Here is a 24,049-nt window from a genome sequence, read left to right on the forward strand (position 1 = left end):
GTCTGAAGGTTTTCACTAAGCAGGGGCAGCGATTACTTCTTCAACCCCATCTCCTCAATAGAAATCTCCCGCATCTTGAATTTCTGGATTTTCCCGGTGACAGTCATCGGGAATTCATCCACGAACTTGTAGTTCTTCGGGATCTTGAAGTGGGCGATCTTGCCCTTGCAGAAGGCCTGCAGGTCCTCGGCCGTGACCGGCGCTGCATCCGGAGCCAGCTTGACCCAGGCAATCAGCTCTTCGCCGTACTTGTCATCGGGAATGCCGGTTACCTGCACCTCTTCGATGGCCGGGTGGGTGTAGAGGAACTCCTCAATTTCTTTCGGGTAGATGTTCTCGCCGCCGCGGATCACCATGTCTTTGATACGGCCAACAATCTGGATGTAGCCCTCTTCGTCCATGGTGGCCAGGTCGCCTGTGTGCATCCAGCCGGCATTGTCGATGGCCTCGCGGGTTTTCTCTTCGTTGTTCCAGTACTTCAGCATCACGCTGTAGCCACGGGTGCAGAGCTCGCCGATTTCGCCACGGGGGACGACATTGCCGTTGGCCGGGTCCACGATCTTGGTTTCCAGATGTGGCTGGGTGCGGCCCACGGTGGTTACCTGTTTCTCGAACGGGTCCAGGGAGCTGGTCTGGGTGGAAACCGGGCTGGTTTCGGTCATGCCGTATGCAATCTGAACCTCTTTCATGTTCATCTTGCCGTTGACCTTTTTCATCACCTCCGCCGGGCAGATGGAGCCAGCCATGATGCCGGTGCGCAGACTGGACAGGTCATAGCTTTCAAACTCGGGCTCGGCCAGTTCGGCGATGAACATGGTGGGCACGCCGTACAGGGCGGTGGCTTTTTCCTGGTGCACCGCCTGCAGTACAGACTTGGGTTCGAAGCCTTCACCCGGGTAAATCATGGTAGAGCCGTGGGTGATGCAACCCAGGTTGCCCATGACCATACCGAAGCAGTGGTAAAGGGGCACCGGAATCACCAGGCGGTCTTTCTCGGTCAGAAGTTGGCTCTCGCCCACAAAGTATCCGTTGTTGAGGATGTTGTGGTGGGTGAGGGTGGCGCCTTTCGGGTTGCCGGTGGTACCGGATGTGAACTGGATGTTGATGGGGTCATCGAACTGCAGTTCGCTCTGGCGCTTGTTCAGATCGTCTTCGGAGATGTCGCTGGCGAAGCCGAGGAATTCTTTCCAGGTCCACATGCCGTCGTGCTTGTCTTCGTGCACGTTGATTACCGCACGCAACTCGGGCACGTGGTCAGCCTTGAGCTTGCCGGGGGCGCTGCGCTTGAGCTCCGGGGCCAGCTCGTAGATCATTTCGCGGTAATTGGAGGCTTTGAAGCTGTCCGCTGTTACCAGGGTGGTGATGCCGGCCAGGTTCAGGGCGTATTGCAGTTCGTGCACGCCGTAGGCCGGGTTGATGTTCACCAGGATGGCGCCGACCTTGGCGGTGGCGAACTGGGTTACGGTCCACTCGTAGCGGTTGGGGGACCAGATGCCCACGCGGTCGCCGCGCTTGACGCCGATGGCCATGAAGGCCCGGGCGGCTTCGTCGACTTTTTCTACGAATTCTCTGTAGGTCCAGCGAATGTCCTGGTGCAGGCACACCAGGGCCTCGTTGTCCGGGTACTTCTCGGCGGTGCGGTCGAGCATTTCGCCAATGGTCATGCCGAGCAGGGGAGCTTCGGCGGTTCCGCTGGTATAGCTTGGTAGAGTCTTGCTCATATCTCTGCCTCCATTGTTTTTGTATTCGAGGGCGAGCAGGGTGGTTTACCTGCTAGCGACTCTGACTGTGATACTCGGGATTAGGTTGCATATCGCTGGCAATCGCCACGCGGTTGGACATGTTGTAGAAACCGATCAGGTTGCTGAGATCCCAAATGCCCCGGTCGCTGAGTCCGGCATCCCGCAGGGCCTGGATGTCCTCTTCGGTGACGGTGGCCGGCGAGCGGGTAAGGTGGGATGCAAAATCCAGCATGGCCCGCTGGCGCTTGTCGAGTTTGGCGCTACGGTAGTTCATCACCATGTGCTCACCCAACTGGGGATCGCCGCTCAGTACACGTACGGCGGCGCCATGGGCCACCAGGCAGTAGAAGCATTTGTTCTCGGAGGAGACCACCACGGCCACCATTTCCCGCTCCAGTTTGGAGAGTTCACCCTCGCCAAGCATGAGCTCGTTGTACAGGCGGGTGAAGCCTTCCAGTTGTTTGAGGTTCTGGCTGTAGGCGGTGAGTACGTTCGGGATCATGCCCAGCTTTTCCTGGCAGATCTGGAAGTACTTCTGGGTGTCTTCCGGCATGTCGCTGATCTCGGGAATTGGCAGATCCAGTGCGACCACATTTTTGTTGCTCATGACTACTCCTGGTTTTAACAGTTACCGCCCATTGCCTGGCCGACTTTGGAACCGTTGTGGCGATTTAGTTGGCTGCATATCCAGTCGCCTGTGGCGACCAGTTTGTCGAGATCGACGCCGGTTTTGATGCCAAGGCCGTTAAGCAGGTATAGCACGTCTTCGGTGGCGACGTTGCCCGAGGCACCCTTGGCGTAGGGGCAGCCGCCGAGGCCGGCGACGGAGGCATCGATGACGCTCACGCCTTCTTCCAGCACCGCATACAGGTTGGCCAGTGCCTGGCCGTAGGTGTCGTGGAAGTGGGCGGCCAGTTTTTCCATGGGCACATGGGCGGCGACGGCTTCGAGCATGCGTTTGGCTTTGATCGGGGTGCCCACGCCGATGGTGTCGCCCAGGGAGATTTCGTGGCAGCCCATGTCGTACAGGGCTTTGGCCACGTGAGCGACCTGTTCCGGGGCGATGTCGCCTTCGTACGGGCAGCCCATGACGGTGGAGACGTAGCCGCGCACGGGGATGCCGTGTTTGCGTGCTTCTTCCACCACCGGGGCGAAGCGTTCGAGGCTTTCGGCGATGGTGCAGTTGATGTTCTTTTTGGTGAAGGATTCGGAGGCCGCGCCGAACACGGCCACTTCGTCGGCCTTCGCTGCCAGAGCCCCTTCAAATCCTTTGAGATTCGGAGTGAGAGCGGAGTAGCGAACGCCAGCCTTGCGGTTGATGCCGGCCATCACTTCGGCGGCATCGCCCATCTGTGGCACCCATTTCGGGGACACGAAGCTGGCGGCTTCGATGTGGCTAAGGCCGCTGTCGGCCAGGCGGTCGATCAGCCCGGTTTTGATGGCGGTGGCGATCACCGGGCCGGGCTCATTCTGGAGTCCGTCCCGGGGGCTCATCTCAACCAGGCGAACCTGTTTGGGAAAGGCCATCAGCCTGCCTCCTCTTCCGCGTCTGCAGTGACTTCAATGGCAATCAGTTCGGCACCTTCGGATACCTGGTCGCCTTCGGTGAAGAAGATCTCGGTGACCACGCCGTCGGCCGGGGCCTTGATGGCGTGCTCCATCTTCATGGCTTCCATGATCACCAGGCTCTGGCCAGCGGTGACCTTGTCGCCGACTTTGGCCTGCACGGCCACGATGGCGCCGTTCATGGGCGCGGCCAGGCTGCCTTCACCGGCCATTTCCTCGAAGCCGTAGCTTTCCTTGTACACGGTGCAGTTGAAGGTGTCGCCCTCGTAGAACAGCACCAGCTGGTCGTTGTGCAGGTTGCCGTGGATGCTGATGCGGTGGCCGTTGATGACGGCCTGCAGGTAATCGTCGTCCAGCCGGGCGGTGAGGTTGTAGACGCTGTCGCCCACGAACACCTGGTAGCGGTCGTCGCGCTCCAGCACCTTGAGGTCGTGAATCTCTTCACCGACCTGCAACTGCAGGGGCTGGGCGTATTCGGAGTTCATGCGCCAGCTGTTCTGGCGGCCAAACGGTGACCAGGGGTCGGTGCTGACCACTTCCCGGGATTTGCGCTGCTCCAGAACAAAACCGGCGGCCAGTACCAGGGCCTTGTGGGTATCCAGCTTGGATTTCGGGAACAGCAGTTCCCGGTGATCCTCGATGAAACCGGTGGTCAGGTCTGCTTCCCGGAATGGCTGGGCGTCGGCCAGGGCGTGCAGGAACCGGATGTTGGTCTTCACGCCGGCAATTCGGTAGTGCTCCAGGGCCTGGACCATGCGGTTGATGGCCTGGTCCCGGGTTTCGTCCCACACGATCAGCTTGGCGATCATGGGGTCGTAGTGGATGCTGATGTCGTCGCCTTCAGTGACGCCGGTATCCACCCGTACATGGGCGCTTTCATCCGGGGTGCTCAGGTAGCGCAGGTTGCCTGTGGCCGGCAGAAAATCCTGGTCCGGGTCTTCGGCGTAGATGCGAGCTTCCAGGGCGTGGCCCCGGGTTTTCACCTGGGATTGGTCCAGGGGCAGGGCATCACCCCAGGCGACTTTCAGCTGCCACTCGACCAGATCCTGGCCGGTGACCATTTCGGTGACCGGGTGCTCGACCTGAAGGCGGGTGTTCATTTCCATGAAGAAGAAGGAACCGTCCACGTCGTACAGGAATTCAACGGTGCCGGCACCCACGTAGTTGATGGCCTGGGCGGCGCGCACGGCGGCCTCACCCATGGCCTTGCGGGTGTCTTCGCTCAGGCCGGGGGCCGGGGCTTCTTCCAGGACTTTCTGGTGGCGGCGCTGCACGGAGCAGTCACGCTCGGCCAGATACACGCCCTTGCCATCCTTGTCGCAGAAGACCTGAATCTCCACATGCCGTGGCTGGGTCAGGTAGCGTTCGATCAGCATGTCCGGGTTGCCGAAGGCGTTCTGGGCTTCCCGCTTGGCGGCCGCCAGGGCATCGTCGAACTCGCCCATGTTATTCACCACGCGCATGCCCTTGCCGCCGCCACCGGCGACGGCTTTGAGCAGCAGCGGGAAGCCGCATTTCTCGGCTTCGGCCCGCAGGGTTTCAACGGACTGGTCGTCGCCATGGTAACCGGGCACCAGGGGTACACCGGCTTTTTCCATGATGGCCTTGGCCGCAGACTTGGAGCCCATGGCGGCAATGGCCGAGGAAGGCGGGCCAATGAAGACAATGTTGTTGGCTTCACAGGCTTCGGCGAAGGCCGTGTTTTCCGAAAGGAAACCATAGCCCGGGTGAACCGCCTGAGCGCCACTCTTTTTGGCAATTTCGATGATTTTTTCGGCCCTGAGGTAGCTCTCGGAGCTGGGGGCGGGACCAATGTGGAAAGCTTCGTCGGCCATGGCAACGTGCCGGGCATTGGCGTCGGCTTCCGAGTATACGGCGACGCAACGGATGCCCATGCGGTGGGCGGTTTGTATGATCCGGCACGCAATTTCGCCCCGGTTGGCAATCAGAATCTTGCTGAACATTGTTGTTATTCCTCCGGAACCCAGTTGGCCTTGCGTTTGTTCAGGAAGGCATTGAGCCCTTCCTGTCCCTCTTCACCCACCCGGATATCCGCAATGCGGTGCGCGGTGTCTTCGATGACGTCCTTATCAATCGGCTTGTGGCTGACGGCATAGACCAGGTCCTTGGCGGCCCTCATGGCTTCGGGGCCGTTTGAAGCCAGTTGCCTCACCATCTCGTTGCAACGGCTTTCCATGGCGTCGACATCCTCACAGACGATGTGCACCAGGCCATAATCCTGTGCCTGCCGGGCCGTAAACACTTCGGCAGACAGGAAGTAGCGACGGGCTTGCCGTTCACCAATGGCGCGCACCACGTAGGGGCTGATAACCGCAGGGATCAGGCCCAGCTTGACTTCGCTCAGGCAGAAGCTGGATTGTTCGGTGGCAATCACGATGTCGCAGCAGGCAGCCAGACCCACGGCTCCGCCATAGGCTGCGCCCTGTACCAGACCAATCACCGGTTTGCGCATGCCGTTGAGCACTTCCATCAGGCGTGCCAACTGGCGCGCGTCGTCCAGATTTTCCTTGTGGCCGTTATCGGCCATCCGGCGCATCCAGCCAAGGTCGGCTCCGGCGGAGAAGTGCTTGCCTTCGGAGCGCAGGATCACCACCTTGGTTTTGGTGTTGGAGCTCACTTCGGTGAGGGTGTTGATCAGTTGTTGAATGATCACGTCGTCGAAGGCATTGCGCTTGTCCGGGCGGTTCAGGACCACCTCGGCAATGCCTTCGGCACGGTGTTTGAGCAGAACTGCGGATTCGGTGTCTGTCATGTCAGTCTCCCCGATTACATCCGGAACACGCCGAAGCGTGTCGGTTTGGCCGGGCGGTTAAGGGTGGCAGACAGGCTAAGGGCAACCACTTCGCGGGTCTGGGCCGGGTCGATGACGCCGTCGTCCCAGAGGCGGGCACTGGCGTAGTATGGGTGGCCCTGGTGCTCGTAGGTGTCGATGATCGGTTTCTTGAATTCAGCCTCTGCCTCGGCGCTCCATTCCTGGCCCTTGCGCTCCATGCCTTCCCGCTTGACCGTTGCCATGACGCCGGCAGCCTGCTCGCCGCCCATCACGGAGATGCGGGCGTTCGGCCACATCCACAGGAAGTCCGGGCTGTAGGCCCGACCGCACATGCCATAGTTGCCCGCGCCGAAAGACCCACCGATGAGTACGGTGATCTTGGGTACGTTGGCGCAGGCTACAGCCATCACCATCTTGGCGCCGTGTTTGGCGATGCCTTCGGATTCGTATTTCTGGCCGACCATGAAGCCGGTGATGTTCTGCAGGAACAGCAGCGGAATATTGCGCTGGCAGCAGAGTTCAACAAAGTGTGCGCCTTTCTGGGCAGACTCGCCGAACAGGATGCCGTTGTTGGCAATAATGCCCACGGGGTAGCCGTGGATATGGGCGAAACCGGTGACCAGGGTCTGGCCGTAGTAGCGTTTGAATTCATCAAATTCGGAGCCGTCGACGATGCGGGCGATCACGTCGCGTACGTCGAACTGCTTGCGCAGGTCGGTGCCGACGATGCCGTAGATTTCTTCGGCGTCGTACAGGGGGGCCTTGGGCTTGCGGATTTCCACATCCGTTGGTTTGCGCCGGTTCAGGTTAGAGACACTGCGCCGGGCGATTTCCAGGGCGTGGGCGTCGTTCTCGGCGTAATGGTCGGCCACACCGGAGATTTTGCAGTGTACGTCGGCACCGCCCAGATCTTCGGCGCTGACTACCTCGCCGGTGGCGGCTTTGACCAGTGGCGGTCCGGCCAGGAAGATGGTGCCCTGGTTGCGGACGATGATGGATTCGTCGGCCATGGCGGGTACGTAGGCGCCACCGGCGGTGCACAGGCCCATAACGACGGCGATCTGGGGGATGTCGTCGGCAGACATTCTGGCCTGGTTGTAGAAGATGCGGCCGAAGTGGTCGCGATCCGGGAAGACTTCGTCCTGTCTTGGCAGGTTGGCGCCGCCGGAATCTACGAGGTAGATGCAGGGCAGGCGGTTGTGCAGGGCGATTTCCTGGGCGCGCAGGTGTTTTTTCACCGTCAGCGGGTAGTAGCTGCCGCCTTTCACGGTGGCGTCGTTGGCGATGATCATGCATTCGGTGCCGGAGACGCGACCCACTCCGGCAATCACGCCTGCCGCGGGGACTTCTTCGTCGTAGACGTTATAGGCAGCGAACTGGCCGATTTCCAGGAAGGGGGAGCCGTCGTCCAGGAGGCGGTTGATGCGCTCCCGTGGCAGGAGTTTGCCGCGGGCGATGTGGCGTTCCTGGTAGGACGGGCCGCCGCCTTGCTGGATGGTGGAAACTTTGTCGCGCAGGTCGGCTACGGCCTGGGCCATGGATTCCTGATTGGCCTGGAACTCTTCGGACCTGGGGTTAATCTTGCTTTGAAGTATTGTCATTTTTTCGGGCCTCGAGGTTCGGGGCGGCGGGACTGGCAGGGTGTCTTTCCGGGAACCGCTACTAGCACATCCCTGTGCGCTTGGCGTCGGCCATCCATGGCCGCCGACATTCCCGGAAAGACACCCTGCCAGTCCCTCGTCGTACTTTGGGTGCAAGCCGTCCCCGGATTTTCCGGCTGCGGACGGCTTCTGGCTTCAAGCTGCGTTTTATTTGTTCAGGTACAGCTCGCGACCGATCAGCATCCGACGAATCTCGGACGTTCCGGCACCGATCTCATACAGCTTGGCGTCGCGCAGCAGGCGACCTGTCGGGTACTCGTTGATGTAACCGTTACCGCCGAGCAGCTGGATGGCGTCCAGGGCGATTTTGGTGGCCATTTCGGCGGAGTAGAGGATCGCGCCGGCGGCGTCTTTACGGGTGGTTTCCGCGCCGCGGTCGGCGGACATGGCAACCATGTAGACGTAGGACTTGGCGGTGTTCATCCAGGTGTACATGTCGGCGACTTTGCCCTGTACCAGTTCGAATTCACCGATGGCCTGGCCGAACTGTTTGCGCTCGCGGATGTAGGGAACCACCACGTCCATGGCGGCCTGCATGATGCCCAGCGGGCCGCCGGAGAGGACGAGGCGTTCGTAGTCGAGGCCGCTCATCAGGACTTTGGCGCCGTTGCCAACACCGCCCAGGACGTTTTCCTTGGGTACTTTGCAGTCTTCGAACACCAGCTCGCAGGTGTTGGAGCCGCGCATGCCGAGTTTGTCGAGTTTCTGGTGACGGCTGAAGCCCGGAGCGTCGCGCTCAACGATGAAGGCTGTAACGCCTTTGGAGCCGGCCTGGGTGTCGGTTTTGGCGTAGATGACGTAAGTGTTTGCATCCGGGCCGTTGGTGATCCACATTTTGTTGCCGTTGAGGATGTAGTGATCACCGGCGTCTTTGGCGCTGAGTTTCATGGAGATGACGTCAGAGCCGGCGTTGGGCTCGGACATGGCCAGGGCGCCGATGTGTTCGCCGCTGACGAGCTTCGGCAGGTATTTCTGTTTCTGTTCTTCGGTGCCGTTGCGGTGAATCTGGTTTACACACAGGTTGGAGTGGGCTCCGTAGGAGAGGCCAACGGAGGCGGACGCACGGCTGATTTCTTCCATGGCGATCACATGCGCCAGGTAGCCCATGTCGGAGCCGCCGTATTCTTCGCTCACAGTGATACCCAGCAGGCCCATGTCGCCCATTTTCCGCCACAGGTCCATGGGAAACTCGTTGTTGCGGTCGATTTCCTCGGCGCGGGGTGCGATTTCGGAAGCGGCGAAGCCGTTGACCTGCTCACGGAGCATGTCGAGGGTTTCACCAAGACCGAAGTTGAGCTCTGAGTACTGTGATTTCATTGTTGGCTACCTTTGATTTTCTGTCATTTGTGTTCAGCGGTCTGCCTGGCTTCGTCGTTGGCCGGGGCCTGCTGTTTCTTTTTTTTCTGCAGCTCGGCGAGGGCTTCCCGGCACCGGGCTTCGGCTGTATCCATTTCCATTTCTGCCTGGGCAATGTCGTTTTTCTGTTGTTCCAGCTGTGCCCGTTTGTTGTCCAGAATGGTCAGCATCTTGAGCAGCTGTTTTTCGTTGCCACTTAGGGTCTCGTCCCAAAGGTCAAACAGCTCTTTGGTTTCCGCCAGAGAGAAGCCCATGCGTTTGCCTCGCAGTATGAGCTTCAGACGCACGCGATCCTTTGAGCTGAAGATCCGCGTCTGCCCGCGCCGCGTGGGCTTGAGCAGCTCCTGATCTTCGTAGAAACGAATGCTCCGGGTTGTTACGTCGAACTCTTTGGCGAGCTCACTGATGCTGTATGTCTTTTTAATGTCCATTGGGATTTCCTTTTTAGACTTAGGTTAGATAAAGTTTACGTAAACGTAAAGTAGTTTTAGGGTCCGATTTTTAACAAACAGAATCCTGAAAAGGGGAGTGAACGATGGAATTCAAAAATGTGGCAGCCATTGTAACAGGCGGTGCCTCCGGGCTGGGCGAGGGTGCCGCGCGCGCACTGGCAGCTTCCGGCTGCAAGGTCGCTATTCTTGATCTTCAACAGGAGCAGGGTGAGAAAGTGGCCGCGGAGATTGGCGGTATCTTCCTGAAATGCGATGTCAGTTCCCCGGACAGCGCCGAAGCCGCCATCAACGCCGCCCGTGAAGCGCATGGTCCCTGCGGTATCGCGGTGAACTGTGCCGGTATTGCCACCGCCTCGAAGATTCTGGGCCGCGAGGGCGTGATGCCTCTGGAGAACTTCAGCAAGGTTATTCAGGTCAACCTTATTGGTACCTTTAATATTCTGCGCCTGGCGGCAGCAGACATGGCCCAGCGGGAACCCAACGCAGACGGTGAGAGGGGTGTGATCATCAATACCGCTTCGGTGGCCGCCTACGAGGGCCAGATTGGCCAGGCCGCCTACAGTGCCTCCAAGGGCGGCGTGGTATCGCTAACCCTGCAGTCGGCCCGTGAGCTGGCTCGCGAGGGCATCCGTGTAAATACGATTGCACCGGGCCTGTTCATGACGCCCATGATGGCGGGTATGCCCGAGGAAGTTCAGGAAAGCCTGGCAGCCACCCTGCCGTTCCCGAAGCGTCTCGGCAAACCGGAAGAGTTTGGCATGATGGTGGACCAGATGGTGCGCAACCCGATTCTCAATGGCGAAGTGATTCGTCTGGACTGCGCGCTTCGCATGGCGCCCAAGTGAAGCATTCAATTGCAGGAGACATACATGACCGTGTCTGTTGATAAAGAAGAACTGGCGATGTTCCGGGATTCCGTGATCAAGGTCCTGGAAAAGGAAGTCACGCCGCACTACGAAGCCTGGGAAAAATCCGGGCTGGTGCCCCGCGAGCTCTGGAACACCCTGGGCGACGCCGGGATGTTGTGTGTGGATGTGCCTGAAGAATGGGGCGGGATCGGTGCGCCTTTCCAGTTCTCGGTGGTGGTGGGTGAAGAACTCGCCCGAATGGGATTCGGCGCGCTGTCCACCAACGTGATGGTGCACTCGGACATTGTGGCGCCTTACCTGAGCCACATGGGCAACGAAGAGCAACGGCAACAGTGGCTGCCCAGGCTGGTCTCCGGTGAAGCCGTCGGCGCCATCGCCATGACCGAACCCGGCGCCGGCAGTGACCTGCAGGCGATCCGCACCAGCGCGGTGAAAGATGGTGATGAGTACATCCTTAATGGTTCCAAGACGTTCATCACCAACGGCCAGCACGCCGACATGGTCATCGTCGCTGCAAAAACCGACCCGAAAGCCGGCGCACGCGGCATCAGCCTGTTCCTGGTGGACACCTCATTGCCGGGCTACAGCAAAGGCCGGAACCTCGACAAGATTGGCCAGCACTCCGGTGATACCTCCGAACTGTTCTTCTCCGACATGCGTATCCCGGCGTCCGCACTCCTCGGCGAAGAAGGGCAGGGCTTTGTGTACCTGATGAAGGAACTGCCCCGGGAGCGACTGGTGATCGGTGCACTGGGCGTGGCGGCGGCCCGTGGCTCCCTGGACCTGACCATCGCCTACGCCCAGGAACGGGAACTGTTCGGCCAGAAGCTGGCCCAACTGCAGAACACCCGTTTTGAAATCGCGCGCATGGAAACTGACTACCGGGTAAACAAGGCATTCGTGGACCAGTGCATCGACCAGTACGACCTGGGTGAACTGGATGCACCGACCGCCTCCATGGCCAAGTACAGCGCCACCGAAATGCAGTGCCGGGTGGCCGATGGCTGCCTGCAGCTGTTTGGCGGTTACGGTTACACCACCGAATACCCGATTTCCCGGGCCTTTATTGACGCGCGGGTGCAGCGAATCTATGGCGGCACCTCGGAAGTCATGAAAGAAATCATTGCCCGTTCCGTGCTAGGCAAAGCCTGATTAAGTGAGGAAAACCATGAGCAACAACGACGTAGTCATCGCAGGATCAGCGCGTACTCCCATGGGCGGCATGATGGGCTCCCTCAGCTCCGTGCGCTCCCCGGAGCTGGGCGCCATCTCCATCAAGGCCGCCATTGAACGCTCTGGCCTTCAGCCGGCGGATATCCAGGAAGTGATCATGGGCTGCGTGTTGCCCGCCGGCCTGGGCCAGGCCCCGGCTCGCCAGGCCTCCCGTGCCTCCGGCATTCCCGACAGCTCCGGTTGCACCACCATCAACAAGATGTGCGGCTCCGGCATGCAGGCTGTGATCATGGCCCATGACCAGATCAAGGCAGGCACCAACAACTTCATGATTGCTGGCGGCATGGAAAACATGAGCCAGGCGCCGTACCTGCTGCCCAAGGCCCGCGCCGGCATGCGCATGGGCCACGGCCAGGTAATGGACAGTATGTTCCTGGACGGCCTGGAAGACGCCTACGAAGGCGGCCTTATGGGTGTCTTCGCCCAGCGTACCGCTGATAAATACGACATCAGCCGTCAGGCCATGGACGAATTCGCCATCGGCTCCCTGCAGAAATCCCTGGCCGCCATCGAAAACGGCTGGTTCCGTGACGAGATTGTTCCGGTCACCGTATCCGGCCGTGGTGGCGACACCGAAGTCGACACCGACGAACAGCCGGGCAACGCCAAGCCGGAAAAAATCCCACACCTGAAACCGGCCTTCGCCAAAGATGGTTCTGTGACCGCGGCCAACTCCAGCTCCATCAGCGACGGCGCCTCTGCCCTGGTGCTGGCCTCCGCCGCCGAAGCTGACGCTCGCGGCCTGACACCCCAGGCCCGCATCGTGGCCCATGCCACCCACGCCCGCCTGCCGGCCGAGTTCACCCTGGCGCCCATCGGCTCCATCGAGAAGGTGCTCAAGAAAGCCGGCTGGACCGTGGACGACGTGGATCTCTTCGAGATCAACGAAGCCTTTGCCGTGGTCACCCTGGCGGCCATGAACGAGCTGAAGCTCCCCGCTGAAAAGGTCAACGTCCACGGCGGCGCCTGTGCTCTGGGGCATCCGATCGGCTCTTCAGGTTCGCGGATCATCATCACCCTGATCAATGCCCTCAAGCAGCGTGGTTTAAAGCGTGGTGTGGCTTCGCTGTGTATTGGTGGTGGCGAGGGGACTGCGGTTGCTATTGAGTTGATCTGATTTGGTGCAATGGTTCCCTGTAACCTTGTAGGTTGGATTAGCCGCAGGCGTAATCCAACAGCTTTTGTCGGATTACGCTTCGCTAATCCGACCTACGGGCTAATCCGACCTACCGCTTCCCAGAAAGCCTGACTTGATATCAGTCATGCGGCCAAGCCCATGATTTGCTAGCCTTCAATGCATTGAACTTCCCCGGCATTGGAGAAAGAACCCCCGTGCGAAAGCGCCACGAGTTTATTGAGGAATCGAGAAAACAGTGGAGTTCTGAGCCTGCGTTTGTGGCCTCCATGGCCGCAGCGGCTGTGGGGTTGGGGAACCTGTGGCGGTTCCCGTACATGGTGGGGGAGAACGGCGGTGGCGCCTTTGTGGTGGCTTACCTGCTGGCTCTGATTGTGGTGGTGTTGCCCATCATGATCCTGGAAGTTTCTGCCGGCCGGCTTTCCAAGGGCAGCACGGTTCAGACCTACCGGCAGGTGAACCGCTTCGGAGTGGTGTACGGGTGGTTTGTGGTGCTCATCACCATGGCTATTACCAGCTATTACCTGGTGATTACCGGCTGGACCCTGGGATATGCCGTGGATGCGGTCACAGACGACCTTCGGGTGTTTGGCGAGTTTTCTGCAGGGTACAACTCGCTCTGGTATTTCTTCGTGGTTACCGTGCTTGGAGCGATTATCCTGGCCAAGGATGTTACGGCCATTGAGCTGATGTCGAAGATCCTGATGCCGGTGTTGATCATTGTGATGATCGGTCTGGTGATCTTCGCCAGCCGCACGCCCGGTTGGGAGCAAACCAAGGATTTCTTTTTTCAGGTCGACTGGAGCCGGATGGCTGACGGCAAGCTCTGGGCGTTTGCGTTCGGGCAGGCCTTCTACACCCTGGCGATTGGCCAGGGCTATCTGGTGACCTATGGCAGTTTTATTCCCCGGCAGACTCACGTGCCGCGGGCCTGTCTGATTGTAGCGGGAACGGAGACCAGTGTGGCGCTGCTGGCGGGATGGATGATCTTTCCGTTTGTCTTCAGCCTTGGCATGGAACCCACGGAAGGCAGTCAACTGGCGTTTGTGACCATGCCCCGGGTGTTTGAGGATATGGCCGGTGGCTATTGGGTAGGCACGCTGTTTTTTGGTCTGTTTTTCATGGCGGCGTTCAGTTCCAGCCTGGCCGGGCTGAAGGTGATGATTGCCGCGGTGGCGGAGGAGTTCCGATTGAGCAACGGTCGGGCGGTCAGTCTTGTTACCCTGGTAATGCTGGTGCTGGGAACGGCCTCGGCGTTGAGTTTCACGCCGCTGGAATGGACCATTGCCGGGGATCCGGTGCTGGATGTCATTGACCGGGTGGCCGGTGGCAATGTGATTATCTTCTCCGGGGTCCTGGGCGCAGCTCTTTTCTGTTGGTTTATTCCGCCAGCGAGAATCCGCACCGTGTTGGGTACCGAGAGCCGCTGGTGGGAGTGGCGTATGTATCTGGTTGGCCGTTACCTGCCATTGGTGATGCTGCTCTGGATCGTAGTCACCTACGCCCTGAATCAGCTGGGGCTTACCCCGGCCTGACCTGGAACTGTCGGGGGTCGATTTTCAGTTTTTTCAGGCGTGAGGTGAGGGTGGTCGGTTTGATGCCCAGCATTGCGGCTGCGCCGTCGTCTCCGAAGACCTGGCCGCCACTCATTTCCAGCGCTCGGGTAAGGTTCTGTTTCTCCAGCTCCCTGAGCTCGTGCTCTGTCATCAGTTCGCCATTGAAGTGTCGGGCTGGCGGTGTTTGTGCTGCGCCAGGCCGGACAGTGGCGTCTTGCCCGGGCAGGTCCAGGTCCAGCCGGCCGTCGGCGGTGATGACCTGTCGCTCAATCACGTTCTCCAGTTCCCGTACGTTGCCGGGCCAATGGTAGGCCTTCAGCGTCTCCACGTCTCGTTCCCTTAACACCAGTTGGGGGCGGTTGAACTTCTGGCAGGCCCGGTTCAGGAATTCCTGGGCAAGAATGGGAATGTCCTCCAGGCGTCGGCGCAGGGGAACGGATTCGATTGGGAAAACATTCAGGCGGAAGTAGAGGTCTTCCCGGAAGGTTTTCTGCTGGACTTCTGATTTCAGGTCCCGGTTGGTGGCGGCGATGACCCGGACATCCACCGCCCGGGTGCGGTTCTCTCCTACACGTTCGAACTGTTGGTCCTGCAGAACCCTGAGCAGTTTTCCCTGAAGCTCAAGTGGGATTTCACCCACCTCGTCCAGGAACAGCGTGCCGCCATCGGCCAGCTCGAATCGGCCCACCCGGTCACTGACCGCTCCGGTGAAGGCGCCCCTGATGTGGCCAAAAAACTCACTCTCGAACAGGTCCTTGGGGATGGCCGCACAATTCACCCGGATCAGCGGCCGATCCCGCCGGCTGCTGGACTGATGGATAGCGCGGGCAATCAGTTCCTTCCCGGTGCCGGATTCCCCTGTGACCAGTACGTTGGCATCGGTGGGTGCCACCATGCCGATGCGGCGCACAATGGCTTTGATCGCCTCGCTCTGGCCAAAGATTTCGTGAAAGTGGTATTCCGCACTGAGCTCCTCCTGCAGGTAAGCGTTTTCAATTTCCAGGCGGTGTTTCAGGGTTTCCACCTCTTCCAGCGCTTTCTGCAGTTCTTTCTGGGCCTCCAGTCGGGCTGAGATGTCCCGGAATACCACCACGGCGCCTACCGGATGCCCGTTATCCAGAATCGGTGTACTGGTGTATTCCACGGGAAACCCGCTGCCGTCCTTGCGCCAGAACCAGTCCTCGCCCACACGTTTCACGCTGGCATCGCGGAAGGCCGCGTAGATCGGGCAATCCTTGAGGGGGTAAAGGCTGCCATCGGCGTGAGAGTGATGCACGACGCGGTGAAGAACCCGGCCCATCAGTTCGTCAATTCGCCACCCCAGCATTCGTTCGGCGGCTGGATTGGCGAAGGTGCCCCGCCCCTCCGCATCCACGCCGTAGATGCCTTCTCCAACCGCATGCAGGATCAGCTGATTCTCCCGTTCCATGTCCTTGAACAGCTCCTCGACCCGTCGCCACTCCAGCAGTCCGCCGCGGTGGTAATGGTTGGCATCGTGGCGCTCCCGAAGGGTGCGAAGCTGCCGTCGGTCGCGGAGCAACAACAGCACATTCTGGGATTCCGCTTCGCCGACCCGGGAAGAGGAGATTTCCAGCTCGACGGTATGACCGTCCCGGTGCTGGAGGAAGAAATCCCGGCTCCAGCCGTGACTGCGAAATAGGGTTTCCTCGGTGAACGCAATCAGTTGGGGCCGCTGGTCTGTGAACAGGTGGGTGCATGGCGTTCCGACGAGAGATTGCCGGTCGGTGCCTATCATCCGGCCCATGGCGCTGTTGGCCGCCAGAATCAAATCCCGGGCAGCGTCCACCAGCAGGGCCGCTTCTGGCAGGTGGTCAATCCAGTTACCAGTGATTTCAGGGTGGATGATGGCTTCGGTATTCATGGCGATTTCCTGAGTCAGTCCCCGAAGGAAGAAACAACCCCTGTGCCAACTACGAAAAATCGCAGTCCTGGCTACGAAAAATCGTGAATTACGAAATGTCGTAGCTCTCCTGTTTTCAGGTTCCTCATTTCTAATTCATTAAAAACAATGGGTTAAAAAAATAGCCGGACTTGGCACAAACCCTGCGATACCTCTCTCAGAACGCGGAGCCGACCCGACCATTTTCAGCATCGGGCCCGAGCCGCACCTTTGTTGCACCGTGAGAGTGCAGAAATAACCCGTTACTTAGGTCCCAAACCCAGGAGAGTGCGCCATGACCACGAAAAGCCTTGGAAATCCGTTTGACGGTGACAAGTCCCTGATTCACGCAAAGACCTGCGGCTGCCCGGAGTGCAAACCCGGCGATAGCTCCCCGTCCATTTCCCTCGATCTCAAGCCCTCTGCCGGCCAGCAAGCCGTAGCCGATGAGCACCTGGATTCTGAAGCGATGATGGATCGTGCCATCGAAGGCGCGGTGGTGCGCTCGGTGTTTGGCCACAACGAACACAGCCGACGCGCATTCATGAAAATGATGGGCGCTGGCACCGCAGCGGCGGTTCTGGGCAGTGTGTTTCCCATGGAAAAGGCCAAAGCCGCGGTCAAGGAATCCCTGGGCAAACTGGAGAAGACCAAACTGAACGTCGGCTTTGTACCGATCACCTGTGCCACTCCCATCATCATGGCGCACCCCATGGGTTTCTATGAGCGCTACGGTCTGGATGTCACGGTGACCAAAACCGCTGGTTGGGCGGTGGCCCGCGACAAGTCCCTGGCTGGCGAATATGACGCATCCCACATGCTCACGCCCATGCCCCTTGCGATGACCATGGGCGCTGGTTCAACGCCGGAGCCGTTCATCATGCCGGCCGTGGAGAACATCAACGGCCAGGCCATCGTTCTGCACGTTGACCACAAGGACAAGCGGGACCCGAAGCAGTGGAAGGGCTTCAAGTTCGGCGTACCGTTCGAGTACTCCATGCACAACTTCCTGCTGCGCTACTACCTGGCCGAGAACGGCATCGATCCGGACAAGGATGTGCAGATCCGTGTGGTTCCACCACCCGAGATGGTTGCCAACCTGCGCGCCGGTAACCTCGATGGCTACCTGTCTCCGGATCCGTTCAACCAGCGCGCCGTGTGGGAGAAAGTGGGCTTCATTCACATGCTGACGAAGGACATCTGGGAAGGCCATCCGTGCTGCGCCTTTGCCTGCAGTCAGCAGTTCGCCACCGAGAACCCGAATACCTACGGCGCTCTGCTGCGGGCCATCATTGACGCGACCCAGTACTCCAACAACCCGGACAATCGCAAGGAAATCTCCGAAGCCATCGCGCCGAAGAACTATCTGAACCAGCCGGTGCCGGTGATCCAGCAGGTATTGACCGGCCGATACGCTGACGGCCTGGGGGAAGTCAAGAATGTGCCGGACCGCATCGATTTCGATCCGTTCCCCTGGCACTCCATGGGTGTCTGGATCCTTACCCAGATGAAGCGCTGGGGTTATATCGAAGGTGATGTGGACTACAAGGGCATTGCCGAACAGGTCTACCTGGCAGGTGAGACCGGCAAGATCATGGAGGAGCTGGGCTATACCGTGCCGAAGGAGACCTACAAGACCCACACCATCATGGGCAAGACCTTCGATTCTGATCGTGCGGAAGAGTATGCACGCAGCTTCGATATCGGGAGGGTGTAACCATGGCTTCTCTGAACGTTCGGGCAGCACTGCTGTCGGTGTCGTTCCTGATCCTGGCCCTGGGGCTTTGGGAAATGGCAACCCAACCCCCGGCGGCCCAGAGCGGAATGACCGAATACGAATTGCTCATGGGCGGTGCGGATCAGGAATCCCGGGTGCCACCACCTTCCAAGGTCCTGGAGCGGGCGTGGATGGAGTTATCCAACCCGTTCTATGACGCAGGAGCCAACGACAAGGGGATTGGCACCCAACTGGCCTATTCCGTGTACCGGGTGCTGACCGGCTACCTGGCCGCAATGGCCATTGCACTGCCGCTGGGTTTCCTGATCGGTATGTCACCGTTGATGTACAAGGCCCTGAACCCCTACATCCAGGTGTTGAGGCCCATCTCGCCACTGGCGTGGATGCCATTGGCCCTGTTCATCATCCAGGATTCGGATGCCTCCGCCATCTTCGTGATCTTTATCTGCTCAATCTGGCCCATGTTGCTGAACACCGCCTTTGGCGTTGCCAATGTCCGGCAGGATTGGGTGAACGTGGCCCGCACCCATGAACTGGGGCCGTTGCGCACCGCCATCACGGTGATCCTGCCGGCCGCAGCGCCCACCATCCTGACCGGCATGCGCATCTCCATCGGTATTGCCTGGCTGGTCATTGTGGCCGCGGAGATGCTGGTGGGCGGCACCGGCATTGGGTACTACGTGTGGAACGAGTGGAACAACCTGGACCTGGCCAGTGTGATTTTCTCCATCCTGATGATCGGGGTGGTGGGCATGCTGCTCGACCTTGCCCTGGGCAAGGCCCAGAAGCTGGTGGAATACAAAGAATGAGCGGTCCGGCACCGGCAACCGGTGCCGGCCTCAACCCTCCGAATGGAGACCTGTTATGAGTAAAGCATTCCTGGAAGTAGATGGCTTGTCCAAAGTGTACCCGGACGGCCAGGGCGGCGAGCTGACCGTCTTCGAGGATATTCGTTTTGCCCTGGAGAAAGGCGAGTTTGTCTGCATTATCGGCCACTCCGGTTGCGGTAAATCCACGATCCTTAACGTACTGGCGGGTCTGGACGAAGCCAGTTCCGGCAACGTGGTGATGAATGGCAAGGAAATCAAAGGGCCGGGCCTTGAGCGCGGCGTGGTGTTCCAGAACTACAGCCTGCTGCCCTGGAAAACCACGCTGAACAACATCGTCTTCGCCGTGCGCGCCCGCTGGCCCGGCTGGTCCAAGGAGAAGGTGAAAGAGCACAGCGAACGCTACCTGAAAATGGTGGGACTGGATCATGCCCTGAACCGCAAACCATCACAGCTCTCCGGCGGCATGCGCCAGCGGGTGAGTATCGCCCGGGCTTTCGCCACCCAACCGGAGCTTCTGTTGCTGGACGAACCCTTTGGCGCACTGGATGCGCTGACCCGGGGCGTGATCCAGGACGAACTGGTCAAGATCTGGGAAGAAACCCGCCAGACCGTGTTCATGATCACCCACGATGTGGACGAGGCCATTCTGCTCTCCGACCGCATCTTCCTGATGTCTAACGGCCCCAACGCCCGCATCGCTGAAAGCGTGAAAGTGGACATCCCGCACCCGCGGGCCAGGGCCACCATCTTCCAGAACCCCGCTTACCACAAGACCCGGGATTACCTGGTGGACTTCCTGGTCAATCGAAGCGGCTCGGCCCTGCCGGATAAAGACGGAACCCCGAAAGTTGTCGAGCCTGGCAAAGGCGTTGCCCAGTCATCGCAGGCGCCTGCCGACTCTGAAACTGAAGCCGAATCTGAAACTGCCGCTCGCGCGGTGAATGCCTGACGTTAAAACCTGAAAGAGGAAACAGCCATGATGAACAAAGAATTGATGACCGCGAAAATCCTGGAAGCCAAAGTCTCCAAAGGCATGACCTGGGAAGCCATAGCCGAGGCTATCGGCATGTCCCCGGTGTTCACCACCTCGGCAGCACTGGGTATGAACAGCCTGACAGAAGACAAAGCCTTTGCTCTGTGCGAAACCCTCGGTCTCGACAAACCGGTAGCCGAAGCCCTGCAGGTCTGTCCGAAAAAAGCCTGGGACGGCGCCGTTCCCCAGGATCCGCTGATCTACCGTTTGTACGAAGTGGTGGGTGTGTACGGCGACACCATGAAAGAGCTCATCCATGAGAAGTTTGGTGACGGCATCATGAGTGCCATTGATTTCACCATGGACATCGAGAAGGAAGAGAATCCGAAGGGCGACCGTGTCGTGGTTACCATGAACGGGAAGTTCCTGCCTTATAAAGCCTGGTAATTGGGGTGTGCCCGCCTTTGTAGCCTTTTGGTTGAGGGGCGGGCCTGCGGGGTGGCAGGTGGAGTTTTTCTTGGAAAAAGAACTCGCTTCGCTCAGACACCTTTTTCCGGCGAAAAATCCACCTACCACCCCGCGCCGACGTGCAACAGGGGTTCACTAAGTTAAAGACTTTTTGCTCTTGTAGGTTGGATTAGCCGCAGGCGTAATCCAACAGGTATTGTCGGATTACGCTTCGCTAATCCGACCTACGAAATATTCCCTTCGGAAATATCGTTTCTGCACGTCGGCAGGGGGTGGGGGTACCTTTTCTGACAGGGAAAAGATGTCTGAGCGCAGCGAGTTGCTTTTCCCCGAAGAAAAGATACCCCCACCCCCGTACCTGCCCGCCAAATCTCAGGCTACTGAAGGACAATACCCCAAAGGCCTCAGGCAGAACGAGACCGGGCCGCAGAGGTCGATCCCAGGGCAACCTCGGCAACCGTATGAAGCTTCTCCAGTTGCGACTGCAACATGGCTATCGGCCGTGTTCCTTCCAAAGTCAGCGCGATATCCAGATGCTCACCGGCGGTTTCCACGGCCATGGTGGCGATCCGGAACCCGCGGATGCGGACCACCTGGCAGAGCCGCTCCAGGGCGGCGGCTTCCTGGGTCATTCGGCAGTTGATGGTGTAGCTGGGTGTTTGTGGCTGGCTTTGCGGGTTCATGCAACTTGCTCCTTGCTGGCTTTGGCGGTGCGGGCGGTTTCGTCAATCATTTCCCGGTTGCTGGCGCCGGGTTTGACGATGGGCCATACGTTTTCTTCACGGCTGATGGCCACGTGCAGCAGCATGGGGCCGTTGTAGGCCAGGATGGTTTCAATGCCCCGGCGGATCTGGTCGGTGCGTTCGATGTGCAGGGCCGGGATATCGAAGGCCCGGGCCATGGCAACGAAGTCGGGGTTGTCGTCCAGGTTTATCTGGCTTTCCCGGTTGTTGTAGAAAAGCTCCTGCTGCTGGCGGACCATGCCCAGACACTGGTTGTCCATGACGATCAGTTTAACCGGCAGGTTGTAGCGGCGGATGGTGGCCAGTTCCTGGGCGTTCATCATGAAGGAGCCATCGCCGGTTACATTGATGACGGTGCTGTTGCGATCCGCAAACTGGGCACCGATGGCGGCAGGCAGGCCGAAGCCCATGGTGCCGAGGCCGCCACTGGTGAGGTGGTGGCGCGGGTGGTCAAAATCGTAGTGCTGGGCGACCCACATCTGGTGTTGGCCCACGTCACAGGCGATCACGGTGTCGTCCGGGGCAATCCGGGAGAGCTGGCGGATGAAGGACGGGCCGGTGATGGGCGCCATCGGGTCATCGTTATCAGCCGTGTGGAAGCCGCCGGTGGTGTGCCAGGTTCGGCATTGTTTCTGCCAGCCACTGATGGCCAGCGGCTTGTCCTTTAATGCGCTGCCCAAAGCCTCAAGAATCTCATTCAGATCCCCCCGGATGGCCAGATCGGCGGAGCGAAGCTTGTTGATTTCGGCGGCGTCAGCATCGATGTGGATCATCTTTGCATTCGGTGCGAAGCCATCCAGTTTGCCGGTAGCCCGGTCGTCCAGGCGGGCGCCGATGACCAGCAGCAGGTCGCACTCGTCTACGGCTTTGTTGGCAGCCCGGGAGCCGTGCATGCCCAGCATGCCGAGATTGTAGGGGTTGTGTTTGCCCGGATTTCCGATGCCTTTCAGGGTGACAACCGCTGGCAAAGCGGAAGTTTCGGCAAAGACCCTGAAACTGTCCTCGGCGTGCGCCAGGCTGATGCCACCGCCACTGTAGAGCAGCGGCTTGCGGGCTGCGCGCAGCATTGCCAGGGCGTCTGTCAGGTCGGTTGAAGCCGTTTTACGGCATTCCGATTGGGAGAGGGGCGCATCGGCCACTTCGCTCAGCAACAGGTCTTTGGGAATATCAATCCAGACCGGCCCGGGGCGACCGCTTTGGGCCAGTTCAATAGCCTCTTCCATGATGGCAGGCAGGCTGTTCGCATCGTCGATCAGGTAGCTGTGTTTAACGATCCCTAGCGTCATGCCCAGGACGTCTGTCTCCTGGAAGGCGTCGGTGCCGATCAGGCCCGAGGGCACCTGCCCGGTGATCACCAGCATGGGAATAGAATCCCGGTGGGCGTTGGCAACGCCGGTGATCAGGTTGGTGGCACCGGGGCCGGAGGTGGCAATACACACGCCGAGTTTGCCGCTGGCCCGGGCGTAGCCGTCTGCTGCCAGGGCGCAGCCCTGTTCATGGCGGCACAGCACGTGTTCCACGCCCATATCGTCCACCAGCGCGTCATATAGCGGCATGATGCAGCCGCCCGGATAACCGAAAACCGTGCTGATATTGTGGCGGTGGAACGCTTCAAGAATGTGCTGTGCGCCGTTCATGGTCGTTTTTCCCTTTTCTTTTGCCGTAAAAAAAGAAACCCCCGGGACCTTTCGGTGCCGGGGGTTTCTGGTGTCTTGTCAGGTTTGTCGCTATCTCACCCGCTTGTCCACGCAAAAGCCCCCGGACGGTACCACGACCACCAGGACGAGCTTCACAAGGACAATCACTGCGTTGAGAATCATAAAATCGACAGTCTGCTCTGAATTCGTAAAAAGATTCTGTGTAGAATCTACCCCACGTTTTTATCCGGATGCAACCGTTAATTGCCGGTTTTTCTGCCAACCTTCGATTCAGGAACAGTGAGCATTCAATGACGAAAGCAAAATGGGGTTCCCTCGGACTGTCACTTCTGATTGTGATCGCACTGGTGATCTGGATGGCGACCGGTGAGATGAAGGTGGCCAATGACGAGGCTCCGGAGCGGCAAGACGATGTCGATGCACAGCCGACAAGTGTCCAGGTGGAAACGCTGACGGCGAGGCTTCACGAGCCGGGGCTTATGCTGCAGGGCCAACTGGAGCCCTGGAGCTCGGTGATGCTGAGTGCTCAGGTCTCCGGCCGGGTCGAATCCCTGGAGGCAGGGCTAGGCGAGCAGGTTCGGAAAGGACAGAAGCTGCTGACGATATCCGATGAAGGTCGGAGTTCTGCCGTTTTGCGCTGGCAGTCCCGGGTACGGAAACTGGAAGCGGACCTTTCAGCCGCCCGCCGGCTACGCGCCGACAACCTGGCGGCGGAGTCCGAAGTGCTGACCCTGGAAAGCGAACTCGCCGCTGCAAGTGCGGAACTGACCAGCGCCCGGCAGGCCATCAGCCACCTCACCCCCGAGGCGCCTTTTGATGGCACCATCAACAGCAAATCGGTGGATACGGGCGATCTGGTGCAGGTGGGATCACCCCTGTTTCAGCTGGTAAGAGTGGATCGCCTGAAGGCGACCGCGCAAATCCCCCAGCAATCGGTGGGTGATGTGGCACCCGGCCAGGCCGTTCGTGTGGATTTGCTGGATGGCAGCCGTCTTTCCGGGGTGGTGACCTTTGTGGCCAGCGCCGCCTCGCCGGAAACCCGGAGTTTTGCGGTGGAAATTGCGGTGGAGAATCCGGATCGCAAACGGGTGGCCGGCGGCAGTGCCAGCCTGCGGGTTGCATTACCGGAGGTGAAGGCAATGTTTATCTCACCCGCGTACCTGTCCCTGGGGGATGACGGTCGCCCTGGTGTGAAGTACGTGAACGGTGAGAACCGTGTCGAGTTCGGTAAAGTGAAACTGCTGAGTGTCTCCACCGAGGGTGCGTGGGTTACCGGCTTGCCGGATGAAATCCGCCTGATTACCCGGGGCGGTGGTTTCGTGAGCACCGGTGAACAGGTTGTGCCGGTCGACGCCGCCGAAGACAGGGGCTAGAC

The 24,049-nt window shown here is 59.6% G+C and carries 20 protein-coding genes; 9 read left to right on the forward strand and 11 right to left on the reverse strand.

Translation table 11 applies throughout. The features are described 5' to 3' along the window. Window positions 1-32: 32 nt before the first annotated feature. From ACESMK_RS14110 to ACESMK_RS14145, 8 genes are all read right to left on the reverse strand, one after another. Entirely contained in the window at window positions 33-1,721 is a 1,689-nt protein-coding gene (locus tag ACESMK_RS14110) for an AMP-binding protein (RefSeq protein WP_372999953.1), read from the reverse strand. A 52-nt stretch (window positions 1,722-1,773) separates the two neighbouring features. Then, window positions 1,774-2,349, reverse strand: a complete 576-nt coding sequence (locus ACESMK_RS14115; RefSeq protein ID WP_372999956.1) for a peroxidase-related enzyme — start codon at window positions 2,347-2,349, stop codon at window positions 1,774-1,776. Between the two features lie 14 nt (window positions 2,350-2,363). Continuing rightward, window positions 2,364-3,269, reverse strand: coding sequence for a hydroxymethylglutaryl-CoA lyase (locus ACESMK_RS14120; RefSeq protein ID WP_372999959.1), 906 nt, complete (start codon window positions 3,267-3,269; stop codon window positions 2,364-2,366). Beyond that, window positions 3,269-5,272, reverse strand: a complete 2,004-nt coding sequence (locus ACESMK_RS14125) for an acetyl/propionyl/methylcrotonyl-CoA carboxylase subunit alpha (RefSeq protein WP_372999962.1) — start codon at window positions 5,270-5,272, stop codon at window positions 3,269-3,271. Before ACESMK_RS14125 ends, ACESMK_RS14120 begins: the two co-directional genes overlap by 1 nt. Before the next feature lie 5 nt (window positions 5,273-5,277). Continuing rightward, the gene (locus tag ACESMK_RS14130) at window positions 5,278-6,081 is read right to left on the reverse strand and encodes an enoyl-CoA hydratase-related protein (RefSeq protein WP_372999965.1); all 804 of its coding nucleotides are present in this window, start codon (window positions 6,079-6,081) and stop codon (window positions 5,278-5,280) included. A 14-nt stretch (window positions 6,082-6,095) separates the two neighbouring features. Beyond that, window positions 6,096-7,703, reverse strand: coding sequence for a carboxyl transferase domain-containing protein (locus tag ACESMK_RS14135; protein WP_372999968.1), 1,608 nt, complete (start codon window positions 7,701-7,703; stop codon window positions 6,096-6,098). A 207-nt stretch (window positions 7,704-7,910) separates the two neighbouring features. After that, window positions 7,911-9,080, reverse strand: a complete 1,170-nt coding sequence (locus ACESMK_RS14140) for an isovaleryl-CoA dehydrogenase (protein ID WP_372999972.1) — start codon at window positions 9,078-9,080, stop codon at window positions 7,911-7,913. A gap of 23 nt (window positions 9,081-9,103) precedes the next feature. Continuing rightward, window positions 9,104-9,550: a MerR family transcriptional regulator gene (locus tag ACESMK_RS14145; protein WP_372999975.1), complete on the reverse strand. Its 447-nt coding sequence runs from the start codon at window positions 9,548-9,550 to the stop codon at window positions 9,104-9,106. A gap of 104 nt (window positions 9,551-9,654) precedes the next feature. On the opposite strand from ACESMK_RS14145, the gene ACESMK_RS14150 reads away from it, so the two are divergent. The 4 genes from ACESMK_RS14150 (at window position 9,655) to ACESMK_RS14165 (ending at window position 14,343) form a co-directional block, all read left to right on the forward strand. Continuing rightward, window positions 9,655-10,416, forward strand: coding sequence for a 3-hydroxyacyl-CoA dehydrogenase (locus ACESMK_RS14150; protein ID WP_372999978.1), 762 nt, complete (start codon window positions 9,655-9,657; stop codon window positions 10,414-10,416). Between the two features lie 24 nt (window positions 10,417-10,440). Beyond that, window positions 10,441-11,592: an acyl-CoA dehydrogenase family protein gene (locus ACESMK_RS14155; protein ID WP_372999981.1), complete on the forward strand. Its 1,152-nt coding sequence runs from the start codon at window positions 10,441-10,443 to the stop codon at window positions 11,590-11,592. A gap of 16 nt (window positions 11,593-11,608) precedes the next feature. After that, entirely contained in the window at window positions 11,609-12,790 is a 1,182-nt protein-coding gene (locus tag ACESMK_RS14160) for a thiolase family protein (protein ID WP_372999984.1), read from the forward strand. Window positions 12,791-13,005: 215 nt separating this feature from the next. Next, entirely contained in the window at window positions 13,006-14,343 is a 1,338-nt protein-coding gene (locus tag ACESMK_RS14165; protein ID WP_372999987.1) for a sodium-dependent transporter, read from the forward strand. Here ACESMK_RS14165 and ACESMK_RS14170 read toward each other — a convergent pair. Further along, window positions 14,330-16,246, reverse strand: coding sequence for a sigma 54-interacting transcriptional regulator (locus tag ACESMK_RS14170; RefSeq protein ID WP_372999990.1), 1,917 nt, complete (start codon window positions 16,244-16,246; stop codon window positions 14,330-14,332). The genes ACESMK_RS14165 and ACESMK_RS14170 overlap by 14 nt on opposite strands. Window positions 16,247-16,559: 313 nt before the next feature. Between ACESMK_RS14170 and ACESMK_RS14175 the strand changes: the two genes are divergently transcribed. The 4 genes from ACESMK_RS14175 to cynS are packed head-to-tail and all read left to right on the forward strand — an operon-like array spanning window position 16,560 to window position 20,252. Next, entirely contained in the window at window positions 16,560-17,981 is a 1,422-nt protein-coding gene (locus ACESMK_RS14175) for an ABC transporter substrate-binding protein (RefSeq protein ID WP_372999993.1), read from the forward strand. A 2-nt stretch (window positions 17,982-17,983) separates the two neighbouring features. Then, window positions 17,984-18,811, forward strand: coding sequence for a nitrate ABC transporter permease (gene ntrB / locus ACESMK_RS14180; RefSeq protein ID WP_372999996.1), 828 nt, complete (start codon window positions 17,984-17,986; stop codon window positions 18,809-18,811). A 55-nt stretch (window positions 18,812-18,866) separates the two neighbouring features. Further along, the gene (locus ACESMK_RS14185) at window positions 18,867-19,781 is read left to right on the forward strand and encodes an ABC transporter ATP-binding protein (protein ID WP_372999999.1); all 915 of its coding nucleotides are present in this window, start codon (window positions 18,867-18,869) and stop codon (window positions 19,779-19,781) included. Window positions 19,782-19,808: 27 nt separating this feature from the next. Next, a complete protein-coding gene (gene cynS / locus ACESMK_RS14190) occupies window positions 19,809-20,252 on the forward strand; it encodes a cyanase (protein ID WP_239039185.1) in 444 nt (147 codons plus the stop codon). Between the two features lie 425 nt (window positions 20,253-20,677). On the opposite strand, the gene ACESMK_RS14195 is transcribed toward cynS, so the two are convergent. Both ACESMK_RS14195 and ilvG read right to left on the reverse strand, forming a co-directional pair. Then, window positions 20,678-20,956 carry an ACT domain-containing protein gene (locus tag ACESMK_RS14195; protein WP_373000003.1) on the reverse strand — a complete coding sequence of 93 codons (279 nt, stop codon included), beginning with the start codon at window positions 20,954-20,956 and terminating at the stop codon, window positions 20,678-20,680. Then, window positions 20,953-22,653 (reverse strand): acetolactate synthase 2 catalytic subunit, encoded by a 1,701-nt coding sequence (gene ilvG, locus ACESMK_RS14200; RefSeq protein WP_373000006.1) that lies wholly within the window; start codon window positions 22,651-22,653, stop codon window positions 20,953-20,955. The genes ACESMK_RS14195 and ilvG overlap by 4 nt, the downstream gene beginning before the upstream one ends. 311 nt (window positions 22,654-22,964) lie before the next feature. Between ilvG and ACESMK_RS14205 the strand changes: the two genes are divergently transcribed. Beyond that, window positions 22,965-24,047: an efflux RND transporter periplasmic adaptor subunit gene (locus ACESMK_RS14205; protein WP_373000009.1), complete on the forward strand. Its 1,083-nt coding sequence runs from the start codon at window positions 22,965-22,967 to the stop codon at window positions 24,045-24,047. Window positions 24,048-24,049: the final 2 nt, after the last annotated feature.

This window comes from Marinobacter sp. (assembly GCF_041687235.1).
Taxonomy (GTDB): Bacteria; Pseudomonadota; Gammaproteobacteria; order Pseudomonadales; family Oleiphilaceae; genus Marinobacter.

Coding starts and splice junctions, on each gene's coding strand:
- ACESMK_RS14170 (WP_372999990.1), bottom strand. CDS start 16,246: ATGAATACCGAAGCCATCATCCACCCTGAAATCACTGGTAACTGGATT.
- ACESMK_RS14110 (WP_372999953.1), bottom strand. CDS start 1,721: ATGAGCAAGACTCTACCAAGCTATACCAGCGGAACCGCCGAAGCTCCC.
- ACESMK_RS14145 (WP_372999975.1), bottom strand. CDS start 9,550: ATGGACATTAAAAAGACATACAGCATCAGTGAGCTCGCCAAAGAGTTC.
- ACESMK_RS14195 (WP_373000003.1), bottom strand. CDS start 20,956: ATGAACCCGCAAAGCCAGCCACAAACACCCAGCTACACCATCAACTGC.
- ACESMK_RS14130 (WP_372999965.1), bottom strand. CDS start 6,081: ATGACAGACACCGAATCCGCAGTTCTGCTCAAACACCGTGCCGAAGGC.
- ACESMK_RS14125 (WP_372999962.1), bottom strand. CDS start 5,272: ATGTTCAGCAAGATTCTGATTGCCAACCGGGGCGAAATTGCGTGCCGG.
- ntrB (WP_372999996.1), top strand. CDS start 17,984: ATGGCTTCTCTGAACGTTCGGGCAGCACTGCTGTCGGTGTCGTTCCTG.
- cynS (WP_239039185.1), top strand. CDS start 19,809: ATGATGAACAAAGAATTGATGACCGCGAAAATCCTGGAAGCCAAAGTC.
- ACESMK_RS14120 (WP_372999959.1), bottom strand. CDS start 3,269: ATGGCCTTTCCCAAACAGGTTCGCCTGGTTGAGATGAGCCCCCGGGAC.
- ACESMK_RS14135 (WP_372999968.1), bottom strand. CDS start 7,703: ATGACAATACTTCAAAGCAAGATTAACCCCAGGTCCGAAGAGTTCCAG.
- ACESMK_RS14160 (WP_372999984.1), top strand. CDS start 11,609: ATGAGCAACAACGACGTAGTCATCGCAGGATCAGCGCGTACTCCCATG.
- ACESMK_RS14185 (WP_372999999.1), top strand. CDS start 18,867: ATGAGTAAAGCATTCCTGGAAGTAGATGGCTTGTCCAAAGTGTACCCG.
- ACESMK_RS14115 (WP_372999956.1), bottom strand. CDS start 2,349: ATGAGCAACAAAAATGTGGTCGCACTGGATCTGCCAATTCCCGAGATC.
- ACESMK_RS14140 (WP_372999972.1), bottom strand. CDS start 9,080: ATGAAATCACAGTACTCAGAGCTCAACTTCGGTCTTGGTGAAACCCTC.
- ilvG (WP_373000006.1), bottom strand. CDS start 22,653: ATGAACGGCGCACAGCACATTCTTGAAGCGTTCCACCGCCACAATATC.
- ACESMK_RS14155 (WP_372999981.1), top strand. CDS start 10,441: ATGACCGTGTCTGTTGATAAAGAAGAACTGGCGATGTTCCGGGATTCC.
- ACESMK_RS14175 (WP_372999993.1), top strand. CDS start 16,560: ATGACCACGAAAAGCCTTGGAAATCCGTTTGACGGTGACAAGTCCCTG.
- ACESMK_RS14205 (WP_373000009.1), top strand. CDS start 22,965: ATGACGAAAGCAAAATGGGGTTCCCTCGGACTGTCACTTCTGATTGTG.
- ACESMK_RS14150 (WP_372999978.1), top strand. CDS start 9,655: ATGGAATTCAAAAATGTGGCAGCCATTGTAACAGGCGGTGCCTCCGGG.